The organism is Pseudomonas sp. GP01-A4, assembly GCF_058780865.1.
This window is the reverse complement of the sequence record NZ_JBYSWF010000071.1, coordinates 20,624-36,528: the sequence shown is the minus strand read 5'-3', so window position 1 is coordinate 36,528 and position 15,905 is coordinate 20,624. Positions and strand designations below refer to the sequence as shown.

Annotated in this window: 17 protein-coding genes; 11 read left to right on the top strand and 6 right to left on the bottom strand. The window is 61.6% G+C overall.

What is annotated here, in order from left to right; translation table 11 throughout:
* Nucleotides 1-91 precede the first annotated feature (91 nt).
* Entirely contained in the window at nucleotides 92-1,408 is a 1,317-nt protein-coding gene (gene potE / locus AC3WKX_RS28895; protein WP_102605905.1) for a putrescine-ornithine antiporter, read from the bottom strand.
* Nucleotides 1,409-1,457: 49 nt separating this feature from the next.
* Entirely contained in the window at nucleotides 1,458-2,354 is an 897-nt protein-coding gene (locus tag AC3WKX_RS28890) for an AraC family transcriptional regulator (protein WP_173883059.1), read from the bottom strand.
* Between the two features lie 139 nt (nucleotides 2,355-2,493).
* Here AC3WKX_RS28890 and AC3WKX_RS28885 point away from each other — a divergent pair, with 139 nt between their 5' ends.
* Complete coding sequence (locus AC3WKX_RS28885; protein ID WP_102605904.1) at nucleotides 2,494-3,237, top strand: SDR family NAD(P)-dependent oxidoreductase; 744 nt, start codon at nucleotides 2,494-2,496, stop codon at nucleotides 3,235-3,237.
* Between the two features lie 16 nt (nucleotides 3,238-3,253).
* Nucleotides 3,254-3,652, top strand: a complete 399-nt coding sequence (locus AC3WKX_RS28880; protein ID WP_102605903.1) for a VOC family protein — start codon at nucleotides 3,254-3,256, stop codon at nucleotides 3,650-3,652.
* 16 nt (nucleotides 3,653-3,668) lie between these two features.
* On the opposite strand, the gene AC3WKX_RS28875 is transcribed toward AC3WKX_RS28880, so the two are convergent.
* Nucleotides 3,669-4,100: a hypothetical protein gene (locus AC3WKX_RS28875; protein ID WP_032899607.1), complete on the bottom strand. Its 432-nt coding sequence runs from the start codon at nucleotides 4,098-4,100 to the stop codon at nucleotides 3,669-3,671.
* Between the two features lie 118 nt (nucleotides 4,101-4,218).
* A complete protein-coding gene (locus AC3WKX_RS28870) occupies nucleotides 4,219-5,349 on the bottom strand; it encodes a PDDEXK-like family protein (RefSeq protein WP_102605902.1) in 1,131 nt (376 codons plus the stop codon).
* A gap of 146 nt (nucleotides 5,350-5,495) precedes the next feature.
* On the opposite strand from AC3WKX_RS28870, the gene AC3WKX_RS28865 reads away from it, so the two are divergent.
* On the top strand, nucleotides 5,496-5,888 hold the full coding sequence (locus AC3WKX_RS28865) for a RidA family protein (RefSeq protein ID WP_003207956.1): 393 nt from the start codon (nucleotides 5,496-5,498) through the stop codon (nucleotides 5,886-5,888).
* Here AC3WKX_RS28865 and AC3WKX_RS28860 read toward each other — a convergent pair whose 3' ends face one another.
* Entirely contained in the window at nucleotides 5,889-6,785 is an 897-nt protein-coding gene (locus tag AC3WKX_RS28860) for a LysR family transcriptional regulator (protein WP_102605901.1), read from the bottom strand.
* A gap of 157 nt (nucleotides 6,786-6,942) precedes the next feature.
* On the opposite strand from AC3WKX_RS28860, the gene AC3WKX_RS28855 reads away from it, so the two are divergent.
* Entirely contained in the window at nucleotides 6,943-7,944 is a 1,002-nt protein-coding gene (locus AC3WKX_RS28855; RefSeq protein WP_003207959.1) for an ABC transporter substrate-binding protein, read from the top strand.
* Nucleotides 7,945-8,081: 137 nt separating this feature from the next.
* Here the strand turns inward: AC3WKX_RS28855 and AC3WKX_RS28850 are convergent, their stop codons facing one another.
* Nucleotides 8,082-8,981 (bottom strand): LysR substrate-binding domain-containing protein, encoded by a 900-nt coding sequence (locus AC3WKX_RS28850; protein ID WP_003207960.1) that lies wholly within the window; start codon nucleotides 8,979-8,981, stop codon nucleotides 8,082-8,084.
* Nucleotides 8,982-9,153: 172 nt separating this feature from the next.
* On the opposite strand from AC3WKX_RS28850, the gene AC3WKX_RS28845 reads away from it, so the two are divergent.
* The 7 genes from AC3WKX_RS28845 (at nucleotide 9,154) to AC3WKX_RS28815 (ending at nucleotide 15,706) form a co-directional block, all read left to right on the top strand.
* The gene (locus AC3WKX_RS28845; RefSeq protein WP_008436930.1) at nucleotides 9,154-10,101 is read left to right on the top strand and encodes a branched-chain amino acid ABC transporter permease; all 948 of its coding nucleotides are present in this window, start codon (nucleotides 9,154-9,156) and stop codon (nucleotides 10,099-10,101) included.
* The gene (locus AC3WKX_RS28840) at nucleotides 10,098-11,183 is read left to right on the top strand and encodes an ABC transporter permease subunit (protein WP_087694203.1); all 1,086 of its coding nucleotides are present in this window, start codon (nucleotides 10,098-10,100) and stop codon (nucleotides 11,181-11,183) included. The genes AC3WKX_RS28845 and AC3WKX_RS28840 overlap by 4 nt, the downstream gene beginning before the upstream one ends.
* Nucleotides 11,180-11,953, top strand: a complete 774-nt coding sequence (locus tag AC3WKX_RS28835; protein WP_102605900.1) for an ABC transporter ATP-binding protein — start codon at nucleotides 11,180-11,182, stop codon at nucleotides 11,951-11,953. The genes AC3WKX_RS28840 and AC3WKX_RS28835 overlap by 4 nt, the downstream gene beginning before the upstream one ends.
* Nucleotides 11,946-12,662 (top strand): ABC transporter ATP-binding protein, encoded by a 717-nt coding sequence (locus tag AC3WKX_RS28830; RefSeq protein ID WP_008436935.1) that lies wholly within the window; start codon nucleotides 11,946-11,948, stop codon nucleotides 12,660-12,662. Before AC3WKX_RS28835 ends, AC3WKX_RS28830 begins: the two co-directional genes overlap by 8 nt.
* A 66-nt stretch (nucleotides 12,663-12,728) precedes the next feature.
* Nucleotides 12,729-13,868, top strand: coding sequence for a branched-chain amino acid ABC transporter substrate-binding protein (locus AC3WKX_RS28825; RefSeq protein WP_102369347.1), 1,140 nt, complete (start codon nucleotides 12,729-12,731; stop codon nucleotides 13,866-13,868).
* A 114-nt stretch (nucleotides 13,869-13,982) separates the two neighbouring features.
* Nucleotides 13,983-14,474, top strand: a complete 492-nt coding sequence (locus AC3WKX_RS28820) for an L-2-amino-thiazoline-4-carboxylic acid hydrolase (RefSeq protein WP_102605899.1) — start codon at nucleotides 13,983-13,985, stop codon at nucleotides 14,472-14,474.
* Nucleotides 14,471-15,706: a Zn-dependent hydrolase gene (locus AC3WKX_RS28815; RefSeq protein WP_102605898.1), complete on the top strand. Its 1,236-nt coding sequence runs from the start codon at nucleotides 14,471-14,473 to the stop codon at nucleotides 15,704-15,706. Before AC3WKX_RS28820 ends, AC3WKX_RS28815 begins: the two co-directional genes overlap by 4 nt.
* Nucleotides 15,707-15,905: the final 199 nt, after the last annotated feature.

Here is a 15,905-nt window from a genome sequence, read left to right as displayed (position 1 = left end):
GGCAAGAGCGTTTTGCTTACTTTTGCGCTGTTCAAAAGTGAGCCGCTGTAAGAGCGGAACCAATCTCAGCCATCACCAAAATAACGGATATTCACCCACCACCGGCCGTGATAAACCGCCGCGCCAAAAACCCATACAACAGATACCCAAACGCCAACACCAGCGTCGCACCAAACACCGCCTCCTCACCACACGCATAAATCGCATACAGCGAATACCCCACGGCAATCATCAACACCGTGGTATTGCGTGCATAAATCGAGGCCGCCACCCGCGCTTTGTGCATCATCACCAGCAGCCCAGTCAGCGCAGTGACGTAAGGAATCAAATTAGTCACCACCGCCAGGTTCACCAACTTGCCGAACTGCGCACTGGCCGTGGGCGAGATGGTCGACAAGGCAATCAGGCTCTGCAACGCCGCACAGGCAATCAGCCCCAACACCGGCGCGTGGGCGCGGCTGACCCGGCTGAAGAAGCGCGGAAACAGGCGCTGGTCCGCCGACATCTTGGCCGTTTGCGCCAGGGTGAATTGCCAGCCCAATAGCGAGCCGATGCACGCCACTACCGCCAGGGCCATGATGATATCGCCCACCAGCGGCGTAAAGATCTGCGCATACACCAGGGCAAACGGCGCGGAAGACTCGGCCAGTTCGGCGTTAGGCACGATGCCCTGGATCACGCTGGTGGACAGCACATACACCAGCGCCGCGCCGAGGGTGCCCAGCAGGCAGGCCAGCGGCACGGTTCGCTTGGGGTCTTCCACCGCGTCATAGCCCTGGGCCGCGGACTCCATGCCGAGGAACGCCCAGAGGGTCAGCGGGATACTCGCGCCAATCGCATCCCACAGTTGCAGTTGGTTGGGGTTCCAGGCATTGCTGAACACCTCGGCCTTGAAATAGAACCAGCCGATCACGCTCAAGCCCGCCACGGGAATGATCACGCCCCATACGGTGACCACGCCGATCCGCCCGGTCAGGCGCGGCCCGCCGAAGTTGGCCACGGTGGTCAGCCAGATCAGCCCGAGGGTGCCGATGAACAAGGGGATGGGGCCGCTGCCCAGCCACGGGATGAAGGACGACAGGTAGCCCACCGCCGAAATCGCAATCGCCACATTGGCGATGATCAGCGACAGGAAATACAGGAACGAACACAGGAAGAAACCCGACTTGCCGTGGGCCTCTTCAGTGTAGGCCGACATGCCGCCGGTGCGGGTGCAGAAGAGGCCGCACTGGGCAAAACAGTACGCGATCGCCATCGAGCCCACGGCGGTGATCAGCCACGACAGCAGCGAAATCGCACCCAATTGCGCCATGCTGGCGGGCAGCATGATGATGCCCGAGCCCATCATGTTGATCGCCACCAGGGTGGTCAGGCCCATCAGGCTCATCTTTTTGCTTGGTTCGGCCATCGGCAACTCCTTGTCGTGGGGCGTGCGATGGCAGGCTAGCACGTTGTGGTCAGCGTGCCTTCGGGCTCCGGTTTTCTCCGAGGATTCGCGCGGCATCGCGAGCCGGCGGCAGGCCGAACACCCGGACGTAATCGCGGCTGAACTGGGTGGCGCTTTCATAGCCGACTTCGAAGGCGGCGCTGGTGACGTTCCTGGCGCCGCCCACCATCAGCGTGCGCGCCTGTAGCAGGCGCACGCGCTTCTGGTACTGCAACGGGCTCAGGTTGGTGACGGCCTTGAAGTGGCGGTGAAAGGCCGACACGCTCATTGCGGCTTTCTGTGCCAGGACTTCGACCCGGATCGGTTCGGCGAAGTCCCGGCGGATCCACTGGATGGCCTGGCTCACCCGGGCCATGGCGGTGTCCGGCGCGGCGATTTCACGCAGCATCCAGCCGTGGGGGCCTTGCAATACGCGGTAGAGGATCTCGCGCTCGTATACCGGCGCGAGGGCTGTGATCGCCTCAGGGTTGCCCATCAGCCGCAGCATGCGCAGCCAGGCGTCCATCAGTTCGGGGGTGACGGCGGCCACGGAAAAACCCGCATCGTGGTCGTAGCGCCCGGCAGGTTTGGGCAAGTCGCTCAGCAGCGTCGCGAGTACCGTCGGGTCGAGGGTCAGGCTGACCGCCAGGTAGGGTTCGCCGGTCGCCGCCGGGTGCACGGTGCCCACGGCGGGCAGTTCGATGGACATCACGAAATAGGTCGCCGGGTCGTATCGTAGCGTGCGATCACCCACCGTCATGGATTTGCTGCCCTGCAGGATCAGGTTGATCATCGGGTCGTACACCGCGGCCAGCATGTGCTCGGGAATCGCGCCCTGGACCATGGCCACCCGCGGGATGCCGGTTTCAGTGCGGCGGTTTTCAGCCTTGGCGGCCAGGGTACGCAGTTCGATCAGTTGTGTGTTCATGCCGGGCATGCTGAGCGCCCAGGTGTGCCCTGTGCAAGCAAAAAGCAGAAACAGGCAGGTTTCGAGCAGGAACGGCTGCGTCGGCGCAGGCGCGCAAGCCTACTGTGGTGACTCATTTGAGCAAGCAGTGGAGCCACACATGGGCGTTATCCTCATTACCGGCGGCAGCCGTGGCATTGGTGCCAGTACCGCAGAACTGTGTGCCCGGCAAGGCATGGGCGTGATCCTGACCTACAACAATCATCCAGAGGCCGCCCAGGCGGTTGTGCAGCGAATCGTATCGTCGGGCGGCAAGGCGGTCGCGCTGCCATTGGACGTGGCCGACATCAGTTCCTTCCAAGGTTTTGGCGAGGCGGTAAAGCAGGCGTTATCGGCCACCTGGGGTGTGAGTGGGTTGAATGGCCTGGTGAATAACGCCGGTTATGGACTGTTCAATCCCCTGGAATCGGTCACCGTGGCTCAGTTCGACGGCCTGCTGAATGTGCACCTCAAAGGGCCGTTTTTCCTGACTCAAACCCTGTTGTCGCTGCTGCAAGCCCACGCCTGCATCGTCAACCTCACCAGCGCGACAACTCGCGTCGCCACCGCTGGCGTAGCACCTTACGCAGCCTTCAAGGGCGCGCTGGATGTACTCACCCGTTACATGGCCAAGGAGTTTGGCGAGCGGCAGATCCGTGCGAATGCCGTCTCTCCAGGCGCCATCCGCACCGAACTGGGCGGCGGGCTCAATGATGAGTTCGAAGCGCTGCTGGCTGCACAAACCGCCCTTGGTCGGGTTGGGGAGCCAGAGGACGTGGCGCGTGTGATCGCCATGTTGCTGTCGGACGAAGGCCGCTGGATCAATGCCCAGACGATCGAGGTCGCGGGCGGCTACATCATCTGAAGAGCGAGGCGACAGCATGCTGGATCATATCTTTTTGTCGGTCAGCGACATTCAACGCTCCATCGATTTCTACCAGGCCGCACTTGCGCCGCTGGGCATCACCACGCGCCACGACTACGACGGCAAGGACGGTCCGCCGGGCCACCCGGACCTCAAGGGGTTCGGCGCGAACGGGCGGATCTTCTTCTGGTTGCGCGAGGGCGCGGTCGAGGGCAGGGCGGTGCATGTGGGGTTCGTCGCCGGCAGCCGGGTCGAGGTCGATGCGGCTTACCTGGCGGCGATGAACGCGGGCGCCGTCGACAATGGAGCCCCTGGGGCACGATTGCACTATGACCCGAACTACTACGCGGCCAACGTGCTGGATCCCGACGGCTACAGCCTGGAATTTGTCTACAAGAACTGGCAGCACATCTAGCGGTAGCCGTCGATGATCAGCCCGCGGCCTGCGGCTGCATCCGCAACTCACCTTCCACATCCTTGACCAACCCACTGGCCAGGAACAGCGGCGCCACGCGCTTGTGCAGCTGCGGCTCGACAAATTCCTTCACCGTGTCCAGCGCCAGCGCGCCGCTCAACGGCAGCTCGGCCTTGGTGTAAGACAACCAGGCTTTCTTCAGTATCAGCAGCACGTCGCTGCCGGCGGTGGAGGCGAAGCGGCGGTGGGTTTTTTTGCCGTCGAAATCGAAGGTGTGCTGAAACTCGTAACCGGCCTCGTTGCCTTCGCTGGCGACGCAGCGGATGCAGGTGCAGGGGCCATCGCCGAAGGCACTGCGCAGGTAGTTGTTGAAGTCCACCACGGGCTTGAGTGACAGGCGTTTGTCCACCTCGAACAGGTCCCCGGTCATTTTTTCGTCAGTGTTCAAGGTCCATTTCCTCGTGGGTCTACGGCTGGTTTTTCAAAGCGCGGCACAATACCAGTCGTATCGACGGCGTGGGCATTTTTCGCTGCCAATCATCGCAGGCGTGACCGGTCGTATGGGATCAGATGAAGTCGCGGACGTTGGCCCAGAGTTCATACAGGTCATCTGCGATGCTGTCGGCCAGCTGCGCGCGTGACGCATCGCTGAGCAATAGGGCCAAATGCTCGGTGCTGGGGTCTTTAAGGTTGAGTTTGGTATGGGTGTACTGCCACATCAGACCGTTTTCACCGATGTCATTCTTAGGGATCGCATTGCTGAGCTTCTGTAGTTTTTTGAAAACTTCGCTGTTTTTGGTCTCAGATCCGATGTATCCGCAATAGAGGTAATGGTTCAACTCCAAGTAGACGCCGCCAGACGCTGAGTTGTAGTAGAGACCAAAATATTTGTTGTCCCGAGTACCGTTGTAATAGTGATTGACCGCTTCGGGCGTCGCTGTGACGGTCGGTTCCGGCATGTCGGTGTATCGGTGCTTGACGCTGTCGACGACTTTTTGCCATAGGTCAATCTGCAGCGTAATTAGCGCTTGGATGTAGGCCTTCTGAATGTCTTTGACTAACAGCAGATTGTCGTTTTTCAGCAGCTCTTGCGTGAGCTTTTCCATGTAGGTCTCGCTTTGATCGTTGGAGGTGAGCCGTTTAATCAGATCGGTGTATTGCAGAAGACTTTCTCGGACGCCTGCCTCGCGCACGACCAGTGGCAGGCATTTTTCCAGCCAGGTGAGGATGTGGTGCCTGTAGCTCGCGCGTTTGTAATTCAGGTCGCCGCTGCTTTTTTTGTGTGCGTCGGCTCCTTCCAGCGTCAGGTACACAGTGTGGGGGGATCGATAGCCTTCAGCGAGAATGGCTGAGTGGTAACGCGTCAGTTGTTCAACCTGATCACAGGCGTAGATCTTGTTTTCGATGATCACCGCTTGCCGCTCACGGTTGCGCACAAAAATATCGATCTTTTTGTGTTCGTTATGGACGGTAGCGCTGCTGCAATCGAAGCCTTCGATGCCGAGCACTTCCAGCAGTAGTTGCAACGGTTTATGCCCAGCGTTGTGCGTGCCTTGCGGGTTCAGCAGGAAGGCCAAATATCGAGAATGAAGCTTTACCTCGTCGGAACTACTGCGCAGTAGGGAGAAAAGGTTGAAGCCCGGTGCCCGATGGTGCTTGGCACGAAGCAATGCAAACTGCTGGATGAGGTCGATCAATGGCGGGTTCCTTATGCCTTTGCAAGTGATTGATTTCACTATGGCATCATTTTCTGCAGGTTAGAATATTGGTCGCCTCAGTGGGGACGTCCATTCGCCAATGCCCTTGTTACAGTTTCCTTAAATCATCCCCCAAGGAAACCGACATGAGCAGCAAACCCACGATCTACAACCACGGCGTTTCATGGGAAGAGGGCAACAGCGTCAGCCAGGGCTACCGCGTCAATGGCACGATCTATATTGCCGGGCAGTTTTCTCACACCCTGGAAGGTGAGTTCGTTGACGGTGATGCCGCCGCCCAGACCCGCCAGACACTGGAGAACCTCGACCATGTGCTGGCCGGCTTCGGCGTTGGCCGCTCGAACATTGCCGCGGTGGATTTCTTCCTGGTGCATGCCAAGCGCGATTTTGAAGCGGTGGTCAATGTGTGGAAAGAATACATCGGTGAGCATCGCCCGGCCGCGACCCTGGTCGGCGTGAATTACCTGGCGTCCGATGCACAGATCGTCGAGATCAAGGTGATTGCCCACGCCGACTGATCAGCCCGCCAGCTCATCCACCATCAGGTCGATAAAGCGCCGTACCCGAGGCTCCAGGAAGCGTTTGCTCGGGTACATCGCCAGGATCTCCACGTCCCCGGCGTCCAGGTCGGGCAGCACCTGTACCAGGCGCCCGGCAGCCAGGTCCTCGGCCACCACGAAGTCCGGCAGCAAGGCGATGCCCAGCCCGGACACGGCAGCGTCGCGCAGTGCTTCGCCGCTGTCCAGGCGCAGGCGGCTGCGCCCGTACGCCTTGACCCAGGTGCCGTCCGCTTCGCGAAAGCGCCAGCTTTGCTTGCGCGTGCGGCTGCTGAAATACAGGCAGTCGTGGTGGGCGAGGGCGTCCATGTCCCGGGGTATGCCGTGCTCGGCGAGATAGTCCGGTGCGGCGCACAGCAGCGCCTGATAACGAGCGACCACCCGGGAAACCAGTTGGCGGTCGGTGTTGGCGCTGCCGATGCGGATGGCCAGGTCGAAGCCGTCCTCGACGATATCGGCCGTGCGGTCGCTGAAGCTGACTTCCACCTGCACCTCGGGCCAGGCGTGCAGGTATTTCTTCAACAACGGCAGCAACACCTTGCGCCCGAACGCATCGGGCAGCGTAAGCCGCAATAAACCGCGCGGTACCCCGGTGGGCTGGCCGATGCGGCTTTGGGCGTTGTCCACTGCGGCGAGGATCTCCAGACCCTGGTCATACAGCGCGCGGCCTTCGTCGGTGAGGCTCAAGGTGCGGGTGGTGCGGTTCAACAGGCGCACACCAAGGCTGTCTTCCAGGCGCGCCACGGCTTTGCCGGCCGCCGAGCGCGTCAGGCCCATCGCCTGGCCACCGGCGACGAAGCTGGCGCCATCGACCACCGCCATGAAGATCAGCATCTCGTTGAGGTTGGTGCGCAGCATGCAGAGTGGCTCCGGGGATGACATCAGGCACAGGCGCGCAATATAGCAGCGCCGGCGGGCAGTGTTTTTCGTATATCCATAGATCGCGATATTCTTTTTCGCACTGTACGTGGGCCGCTACGCTCGCAACCCTTCTCAACCTCGCGGCAGCGTTCTCATGATAATAAAACGACCCACCCTGACGCTCCTGGCAGCAGCCAGTGCGCTCCTCAGCCTTGGTGCACACGCCGAAGGCAAGATCAGCATCGCCCAGCAATTCGGCATCGGCTACTTGATCCTCGACGTGGTTCGTGACCAGAACCTGATCGAGAAACACGGCAAGGAGCAGGGCCTGGACATCAAGGTGGAGTGGAACAGTATCTCCGGCGCCACCGCGATGAACGAGTCGCTGCTGGCCGGCGCGCTGGACGTGGTGTCGGCGGGTGTGCCGCCCATGCTCACGCTGTGGGACCGCACCAAGGGCAAGCAGAACGTCAAGGCCATCGCCTCGCTGGGCTCGATGCCCAACTACCTGCTGACCAATAACCCGGATGTGAAGACCCTCAAGGACTTCAGCGAAAAAGACCGCATCGCCGTACCGGCCGCGGGCGTGGGTTTTCAGTCGCGCACCTTGCAGATTGAAACCGCCAAGCAGTTCGGGAACGACAACTACAAGAAATTCGACGATATCTCCATCAGCCTGGCGCACCCGGACGCGACCGCCGCGTTGATTGCCGGCGGTTCGGAGATCAACGCGCATTTTTCCAGCCCGCCGTTCCAGTACCAGGAGTTGTTGAATCCCAAGGTGCACAAGGTGCTGAGTTCCTACGACATTCTCGGCGGCCCGGCGACGTTCAACGTGCTGTACACCACCGAGAAATTCCACGACGAGAACCCCAAGACCTACAAGGCGTTCTATGACGCGTTGGCCGAGGCCGAGAAAATCATCAAGGCCGACAAGCCGGCAGCTGCCCAGGCTTACATTCGTGTAGAGCAGTCGAAGCTACCGCTGGCGCTGGTGGAGAAGATTGTCCAGGACCCGGAAATCGACTTCACCATCGTGCCGCAGCGTACCTATATCTATGCCGAGAAATTGCAGGAGTTGGGGGTGTTGAAGAACAAGGCGGGGAGCTGGAAGGATTACTTCTTTGAAGAGGCGCACGGCGGGAACGGCAGCTGACTCCATTCTGAATTGAAACGCACACAAAAATGTGGGAGCGGGCTTGCTCGCGAATGCGGTGGGTCAGTCGAGACATGTGCTGGCTGAACCGCCGCATTCGCGAGCAAGCCCGCTCCCACATTGGATCTGCGGTGTTTTCAGGTTCCCGCAAGGTTGTTCTTGATCCAGTCGTACAAGTGATTCCCCTCGCTCGACAACTCGCTGTTGGCCCGCCGGCACAGGTAGTACTGGCGGCCATCATCGACCTGTAGATCAAACAGCTTCACCAACTCCCCATTTGCCACATGCGGCGCAACCAGTGGCGCGCGCAGCAGTGAGCAGCCCAATCCGGTCAGCGTGGCCGTCAGCGCCAACTGACCATCCTCCAGCAGCAAACCATTCAACGCGGTCCCGTGATGCACGTCGGCGGCCTGGAACCATTGGCTCCAGGTGCCGCGCTCTTCGTCGTGCAACAGCGGTAATTCACTCAGCGCCTCAGGTGTGTCGATCGGCCCGTGTTGCTCCAGGAATGCGCGGCTGCAATACGGCGTCACCGCCCCGGAAATCAGCGGCTCGCTGTGGTACCCCGGCCAGTGCCCGGTGCCGAAGCGGATCGATAAATCGGCAGCGTCGCTGGGGTAGCTGCGGTGGTTGGCGTAGGTGACGTTGATGTCCAGCGCCGGGTGGTCCTTGAGGAACTGTGCCAGGCGCGGGATGAACAGGTTGATGCCGAACAGCGGGATCAGGCTGATGGTGACCTGGCGTGTGGCGCTTTTTTCCCGCACGTGTTCGGTGGCGCTGCGCAGTACGGCGAAGGCCGAGCGAATTGCGCGGTAGTACTCGCGGCCTTCTTCGGTGAGCACCAGGTTGCGGCCCTGGCGCAAGGTCAGCGGTTGCTGCAGAAAGCTTTCCAGCAGGTGCAGTTGATGGCTGACGGCGGAGGGCGACACGTCCAGCTCGCGGGCGGCGGAATTCACTCCGCCGTGGCGGGCAAACGCTTCGAAGGTGCGCACGGCACGCAACGGCGGGTCATTGGCTAATTGTTCTAAATTATTCATGTGTTGAATTAAATACTAAGTGAGATGGCAAATAAAGAGCCATAAATGCCGTATTTATGGCGGTTATAGCGCTTTATACGTTTGGCATAACCATATGAATTTCTGATATTTGATAAAAACAGAATAGATGCTTAGTGTGCCGCCCTCGTCAGTAGTGAGGTCGATGGTTTCCATGGATGCGTTTATCCAGCAGCTGCTCAATGGTTTGATGACGGGCAGTCTCTACGCGCTAGTGGCCTTGGGTTACACCATGGTCTACGGCATTTTGCGGATCATCAACTTTGCCCATGGCGATGTGTTGATGATTGGCGCTTTGGTGGGCCTCTCGGTGATTCGCCTGTTGCAGGTGACATGGCCGGCGATGCCGCCGGTGCTGGTGCTGCTGGCAGCCACTGTGATTGCCATGGCGTTCTGCGCGGTACTCGCGGTGCTGATTGAGCGGGTCGCTTATCGGCGCCTGCGCAATGCGCCGCGCCTGGCGCCATTGATCAGCGGCATCGGGGTGTCGTTGTTGCTGCAAACCGTCGCCATGTTGGTGTGGACGCGTAACCCGCAGATGTTCCCGCAACTGCTGCCGCTGGAACCGATTGAAGTGCTCGCGGGCGCTTCGGCGCATCCGGCGATCACCAACGCTACCGCCCTGACCACCATTGCCGTCGCACTGTCGGTAATGGTCGCGCTGCTGGTGCTGGTGGAACGCACACGCTTTGGTCGGGCCATGCGCGCCGTGGCCGAGAACCCGCAGGTGGCGAGCCTGATGGGCATTAACCCGAATCGCATCATCGTGCTGACCTTTGCCATTGGCGGCGCCCTGGCGGCATTGGCCGGAATCATGATGGCGAGCAACTACGGCAGCGCGCATTTCTACATGGGTTTCCTGCCGGGCATCAAGGCGTTTACCGCGGCCGTATTGGGCGGCATCGGCAACCTCAAGGGCGCGATGCTTGGCGGCCTGCTGCTGGGGTTGATCGAGGCCCTGGGTACCGGCTACCTGGGCGCTGCCACCCAGGGTGTGTTCGGCAGCAATTACCAGGATGTGTTTGCCTTTATCGTGTTGATCGCGGTGCTGGTGTTTCGTCCTTCGGGGCTGTTGGGCGAACGACTGGCGACCCGCGCATGAGTGTCCTGAATACCTCCCGCCAGCGCGCCAGCTTCGGCCTTGTATTGTTCGCCGTGGCGCTGGTGCTGGCGCCTTGGATTGTCGGGCATGCCGGTGGCAATACCTGGGTGCGCACCCTCGATTTCGCGTTGCTGTACATCATGTTGGCCCTGGGCCTGAACATCGTCGTGGGTTACGCCGGGCTGCTGGACATGGGTTTTATCGCGTTCTACGCAGTGGGCGCGTACCTCGCCGCATTGCTGTCCTCGCCGCATCTGTTGCAGCAATTCCCGGCGCTGATGGCGCTGCTGCCGGCGGGCATGCACACCTCGATCTGGTTGATCCTGCCCTTGGCCGCGTTGCTGGCAGCGGGCTTTGGCGTGTTGTTGGGCGCACCGACCTTGCGCCTGCGCGGTGATTACCTGGCCATCGTGACCCTGGGCTTTGGTGAAATCATCCGCATATTGCTGCGCAACCTGGATCGCCCGGTGAACATCACCAACGGGCCCAAAGGTATTTCCCAGGTCGACCCGGTCAACCTGCTGGGGATCAACCTCGGGCGCACCCAGGAGCTGTTTGGCCTGCGCCTGCCTTCGGTCTATCTGTACTACTACCTGTTCGCCGCGCTGGTGGTGCTGATCCTGTTTGCCTGCATTCGCCTGGAGCGTTCGCGCATCGGGCGGGCCTGGGTGGCGATTCGTGAAGATGAGGAAGCGGCCCAGGCCATGGGCGTCAACACCCTGCGCTTGAAGCTGTTGGCGTTTGCCATCGGTGCCGGGTTTGGCGGCGTGAGCGGGGCGTTGTTCGCCTCGTTCCAGGGTTTTGTCTCGCCGGAGTCCTTCACTCTCAATGAGTCCATCGCGGTGCTGGCGATGGTGGTGCTCGGCGGCATGGGCCATATCCCGGGGGTGATTCTCGGCTGCGTATTGCTGGCGGCGTTGCCCGAAGCCTTGCGCGCGAGCATGGGCCCGTTGCAGCAGGCGCTGTTCGGCCAGGTGCTGGTGGACCCGGAAATCATTCGTCAGTTGTTCTACGGGCTCGCGCTGATCCTGGCGATGCTCTATCGACCGGCAGGCCTGTGGCCAAAAGGAGTGGCACGATGAATCAGCCGCTGTTGCAGATTGACCAGGTGAACAAGCGCTTCGGCGGCGTGGCGGCGCTCACCGACGTGAGCCTGAGCATCCAGCCTGGGGAGATCTATGGCTTGATCGGCCCCAATGGCGCCGGTAAAACCACCTTCTTCAACGTGATGACCGGCCTGTATACCCCGGATTCCGGGCGCTTCCAGCTCGACGGCGAGGACTACAAGCCGGCCAGCGTGCACCAGGTGGCCCAGGCCGGCATCGCCCGGACCTTCCAGAATATCCGCCTGTTCAACACCATGAGCGCGTTGGAAAACGTCATGGTCGGCCGCCATGTGCGCACCCGCAATGGCGTGTGGGCCGCCTTGAGTCGCCATCGTCGAGCCCGGGAAGAAGAAGCGCAAACCCGCGCCCATGCCCATCGCCTGTTGGCGTATGTCGGGCTGGCGGGGTTCGCCAATTACCGCGCCGACAGCCTGTCCTACGGCCACCAACGCCGCCTGGAAATCGCCCGGGCCCTGGCCACTGAACCACGTTTGCTGGCCCTCGACGAGCCGGCCGCCGGGATGAACGCTGCCGAGAAAGTGCAACTGCGCGGCCTGCTGGAAAAGATCTGCGACGACGGCCACACGCTGCTGCTGATCGAGCATGACGTGAAGCTGGTGATGGGGGTGTGCGACCGCATCAGCGTGCTCGATTACGGCCAGGTGATCGCCGTGGGCGCGCCCGCCGAAGTGCGCCGCGACCCGGCCGTGATCCAGGCCTATCTGGGAGCCAGCGCCCATGTCTGAACCTTTATTGAAAGTCGACGGCTTGCAGGTGCGCTACGGCGCCATCGAAGCGGTCAAGTCCCTGGATTTACACATCGGCGAAGGCGAGCGAGTGACGTTGATCGGTGCCAACGGTGCCGGCAAGACCTCCAGCCTCAAGGCCCTGACCGGATTGCTGCCGGCAGCGGCGGGGCAGATTCACTTCGCCGGGCGTTCGATCCTCGGCCAGGCGCCGGACCAATTGCTGCGCCAGGGCATTGCGATGGTACCGGAAGGACGCGGGATCTTTGCGCGCATGAGCGTCCTGGAAAACCTCCAGGCCGGGGCCTTCCTGCGTCGTGACACCGAACAGGTGAACCGCGAGATCCGCCAGTTGTTCGAGCACTTCCCGCGTCTGGAGGAGCGCCTGCAGCAGTCCGCCGGCCTGCTCTCCGGTGGCGAGCAACAGATGCTCGCGCTGGCCCGGGCGCTGCTCTCCAAGCCGCGCTTGCTGGTGCTGGACGAACCGTCCATGGGCCTGGCGCCGATCATGGTGGAGAAAATCTTCCAGGTGATCGACGACGTGTGCCGCCAGGGCATGACCCTGCTGCTGGTAGAGCAGAACGCCCGGCTCGCGCTGCAGGTCACCGACCGTGCCTATGTGATGGACACCGGGCGTATCAGCCTCACTGGCCCGTCCCATGAATTGCTCGACCACCCCGAGGTGCGCAGTGCCTACCTCGGTGAATGAATCAACCCTGACGCTACCGGACGCCCGGCGTGTTCCGACCAGCCCGTAAAGAAACAGGAACCACTGATGAAGACTTTCAAGCACACCCTAGTGATCGGCCTGGCCTTGAGCAGCCTGGCGAGTGCCATGGCCCAGGCCGACCAGACCGTATTGATCGGCCTGGCCGGGCCGTTGACCGGCCCGTCGGCGCGGATCGGCAAGGACCTGGAAAACGGCGCGCAACTGGCCATCGACGCGGCCAACGCCAAACACCCGAAAATCAACGGCGAGGCGGTGACCTTCAAGCTGCTGTCCGAGGACGACCAGTCCGACCCGCGCACCGCCGTCACCGTGGCCCAGCGCCTGGTGGACGAAGGCGTGGTGGGCGTGGTCGGCCACTGGAACACCGGCACCAGCATTCCGGCGGCGCGGGTTTATCACGATGCAGGTATCGCGCAAGTCGCCCCGGTTGCTACCGGGCACGCGTATACCCAGCAGGGCTTCGACACCAGCTTCCGGATCATGGGCCATGACGACGATGGCGGCCAGGTGGCCGGCGACTATGCTTTGAACACCCTCAAGGCCCGGCGCATTGCGGTGATCGACGACCGCACCGCATTCGGCCAGGGCCTGGCGGACCAGTTCGTCAAATCCATCGAGGCCGGTGGCGCCAAGGTGGTGTCTCGTGAATACGTCGACGACAAGACCATCGATTTCAGCGCAGTGCTGACCAATATCCGCAGCCAGAACCCGGACCTGATTTTCTTTGGTGGCGTCGATTCCCAGGCCGCGCCTTTGGCCAGGCGTATCAAGCAACTGGGCATCAAGGCACCGCTGATGGGGGCCGGTGGGTTTGTCAGCCAGACCTTCCTGCAACTGGCGCAGAACGAAGGCGAGGGCGTGATTGCCCTGGAGCCGGGCCTGGCGGTGGCGCAGATGCCGGGTGGCAAGGCGTTCGAGCAGGCTTACAAGGATCGCTACAAGGCGCCGATCGAACTGCACGCGCCGTTTGCCTATGACGGTGTCGGGGTGTTGGTGGCGGCGATCGAGAAAGCCGACTCGGTGGACCCGCAAAAGTACCTGCCGGTGCTGCGCGCCATCAGCTATCAGGGCGTGACCGGGACCATTGCGTTTGATGCCGAGGGCAACCTGAAGAAGCCGTCGTTCACCGTGTATGAGGTCAAAAGTAATCAGTGGCAGCCAGTCAGTGTGGCGGGCGGCAAGTAACAACCCACCCCTGTAGGAGCGAGCTTGCTCGCGAAAAATGTACAGTCAACGCAGCGATGCGCCTGGAATATCTTCGCGAGCAAGCTCGCTCCTACAGGTTTACGGAGGCACACAATGAGCAAGCTGGAAGGTGAACTGGGCATCCTGGCCCGGCGGCGGATCGAAGCCGAAATCATCAAGCCGATCTACGAGATCCTGGTGCGCGAGCAGGGCAAGGAGTTTGCGGCGGCGGTGATCAGCGAGGCGGTGGGCAATGCAGCGATCCAGGCCGGCAAGCACTTTGCCGAGCTGGAAGAGCAGGGCGCCGACCTCAAGAGCTTTGTCGAGCTGCAAGTGCTCTGGGAAAAGGACGATGCGCTGAAGGTCGAGATCATCGCCAGCGACGCCGAGCACTACGACTATGACGTGAAGCGCTGCCGCTATGCCGAGATGTATCACGAGATGGGCCTGGGCGAGATCGGTCACCTGCTGTCCTGCAACCGCGACGAACTGTTTATCGTCGGCTACAACCCGGACATCAAGCTGACCCGCACCCAGACCATCATGAGCGGTGCCCATCGCTGTGACTTCCGCTACCGGGCCAAACCCCAGGAGCCGCGTTCATGAACGACTTGGCGCGGGTCAATGGCGAGCGCCTGTGGGGCTCGCTGATGGAAATGGCGCAGATCGGCGGCACCGACAAGGGCGGGGTCTCGCGCCTGGCCCTCACGGATGAGGACCGCCGCGGTCGCGACCTGTTTGTGCAATGGTGCGAGGCGGCCGGTTGCAGCATTCGGGTGGATGCCATGGGCAATATCTTTGCCCGTCGCGCCGGGCGCCAGGATCACCTGGCCCCGGTGCTGACCGGTTCCCATGGCGATTCCCAGCCGGCGGGCGGCAAGTACGACGGTATCTACGGCGTGCTGGCCGGGCTGGAGGTGGTGCGCACCTTGAATGACCTGGGGATTGAAACCGAGCGGCCAATCGAAGTGGTGAACTGGACCAACGAAGAAGGCTCGCGGTTTGCGCCGGCGATGATTTCCTCGGGGGTGTATGCCGGGGTGTTTGACCTGGAGTACGGCCTGTCCCGGGAAGACAAGGCCGGGATCACCATCGGCCAGGCATTGCAGCAGATTGGCTATGCCGGTGCGCATCCGGTGGGTGGCCAGGCGGTGCATGCGGCGTTTGAGTTGCATATCGAACAGGGGCCGATTCTTGAGGCACAGGGCCTGACCATCGGTGTGGTCACCGGCGCCCAGGGCCAGCGCTGGTATGAAGTGGAACTGAGCGGGCGCAGCGCCCATGCCGGGACGACGCCGATGGATCACCGGCTGGATGCATTGCTCGGATTTGCCCGGGTGGTGGAGGCGGTGAACCAGATCGGCCTGGAACAGGGCGCCGAAGGGCGGGCGACGGTGGGTATGGCGAATATCTTCCCCAATTCACGCAACGTGGTGCCGGGGCGGGTGTTTTTCAGTGTGGAGTTTCGGCATCCGGATGAAGCGGTGCTGGGGTATCAGGATCGGCAGTTGCACGCGGCGGTGGCGCGGATTGCCGAGGGGATTGGTTTGCAGCACAGCGTGAAGCAGATTTTTCAGTACGCGCCGATTGCCTTCGACCCTGAGTGTGTGGAGGTGGTGCGGGCATCGGCGCAAGCGTTGGGGTATAGCCATCGCGACATGATTTCCGGGGCCGGGCATGATGCCTGCTACCTGAACCGGGTGGCGCCGACGGCGATGATTTTTGTGCCGTGTGTGGAGGGGCTGAGCCATAACGAGGCGGAGGAGATTCATCCGCAGTGGTCGACGGCGGGGGCGGATGTGTTGTTGCAGGCGGTGTTGGCCAAGGCGGGGGAGTGAGCGAGGTTTAACTGTTCAACTGGGTTCCCTGTGGGAGCTGTCGAGCTTTAGCGAGGCTGCGATGAGGCCCTGTCAGGCAATAGAGATGTCGACAGTCAGGCCGCCATCGCAGCCTCGCTAAAGCTCGACAGCTCCCACAGGGGGACCGAGTTTCCACAGGGGGGCGAGTTCCCACAGGGGAACCGGTTCCCATAGGAAA

What these genes read in the sequence shown, in the direction of transcription:
- potE (WP_102605905.1), bottom strand. Translation starts at nt 1,408, where the DNA reads ATGGCCGAACCAAGCAAAAAGATGAGCCTGATGGGCCTGACCACCCTG.
- AC3WKX_RS28890 (WP_173883059.1), bottom strand. Translation starts at nt 2,354, where the DNA reads ATGAACACACAACTGATCGAACTGCGTACCCTGGCCGCCAAGGCTGAA.
- AC3WKX_RS28885 (WP_102605904.1), top strand. Translation starts at nt 2,494, where the DNA reads ATGGGCGTTATCCTCATTACCGGCGGCAGCCGTGGCATTGGTGCCAGT.
- AC3WKX_RS28880 (WP_102605903.1), top strand. Translation starts at nt 3,254, where the DNA reads ATGCTGGATCATATCTTTTTGTCGGTCAGCGACATTCAACGCTCCATC.
- AC3WKX_RS28865 (WP_003207956.1), top strand. Translation starts at nt 5,496, where the DNA reads ATGAGCAGCAAACCCACGATCTACAACCACGGCGTTTCATGGGAAGAG.
- AC3WKX_RS28860 (WP_102605901.1), bottom strand. Translation starts at nt 6,785, where the DNA reads ATGCTGCGCACCAACCTCAACGAGATGCTGATCTTCATGGCGGTGGTC.
- AC3WKX_RS28855 (WP_003207959.1), top strand. Translation starts at nt 6,943, where the DNA reads ATGATAATAAAACGACCCACCCTGACGCTCCTGGCAGCAGCCAGTGCG.
- AC3WKX_RS28850 (WP_003207960.1), bottom strand. Translation starts at nt 8,981, where the DNA reads ATGAATAATTTAGAACAATTAGCCAATGACCCGCCGTTGCGTGCCGTG.
- AC3WKX_RS28845 (WP_008436930.1), top strand. Translation starts at nt 9,154, where the DNA reads ATGGATGCGTTTATCCAGCAGCTGCTCAATGGTTTGATGACGGGCAGT.
- AC3WKX_RS28840 (WP_087694203.1), top strand. Translation starts at nt 10,098, where the DNA reads ATGAGTGTCCTGAATACCTCCCGCCAGCGCGCCAGCTTCGGCCTTGTA.
- AC3WKX_RS28835 (WP_102605900.1), top strand. Translation starts at nt 11,180, where the DNA reads ATGAATCAGCCGCTGTTGCAGATTGACCAGGTGAACAAGCGCTTCGGC.
- AC3WKX_RS28830 (WP_008436935.1), top strand. Translation starts at nt 11,946, where the DNA reads ATGTCTGAACCTTTATTGAAAGTCGACGGCTTGCAGGTGCGCTACGGC.
- AC3WKX_RS28825 (WP_102369347.1), top strand. Translation starts at nt 12,729, where the DNA reads ATGAAGACTTTCAAGCACACCCTAGTGATCGGCCTGGCCTTGAGCAGC.
- AC3WKX_RS28820 (WP_102605899.1), top strand. Translation starts at nt 13,983, where the DNA reads ATGAGCAAGCTGGAAGGTGAACTGGGCATCCTGGCCCGGCGGCGGATC.
- AC3WKX_RS28815 (WP_102605898.1), top strand. Translation starts at nt 14,471, where the DNA reads ATGAACGACTTGGCGCGGGTCAATGGCGAGCGCCTGTGGGGCTCGCTG.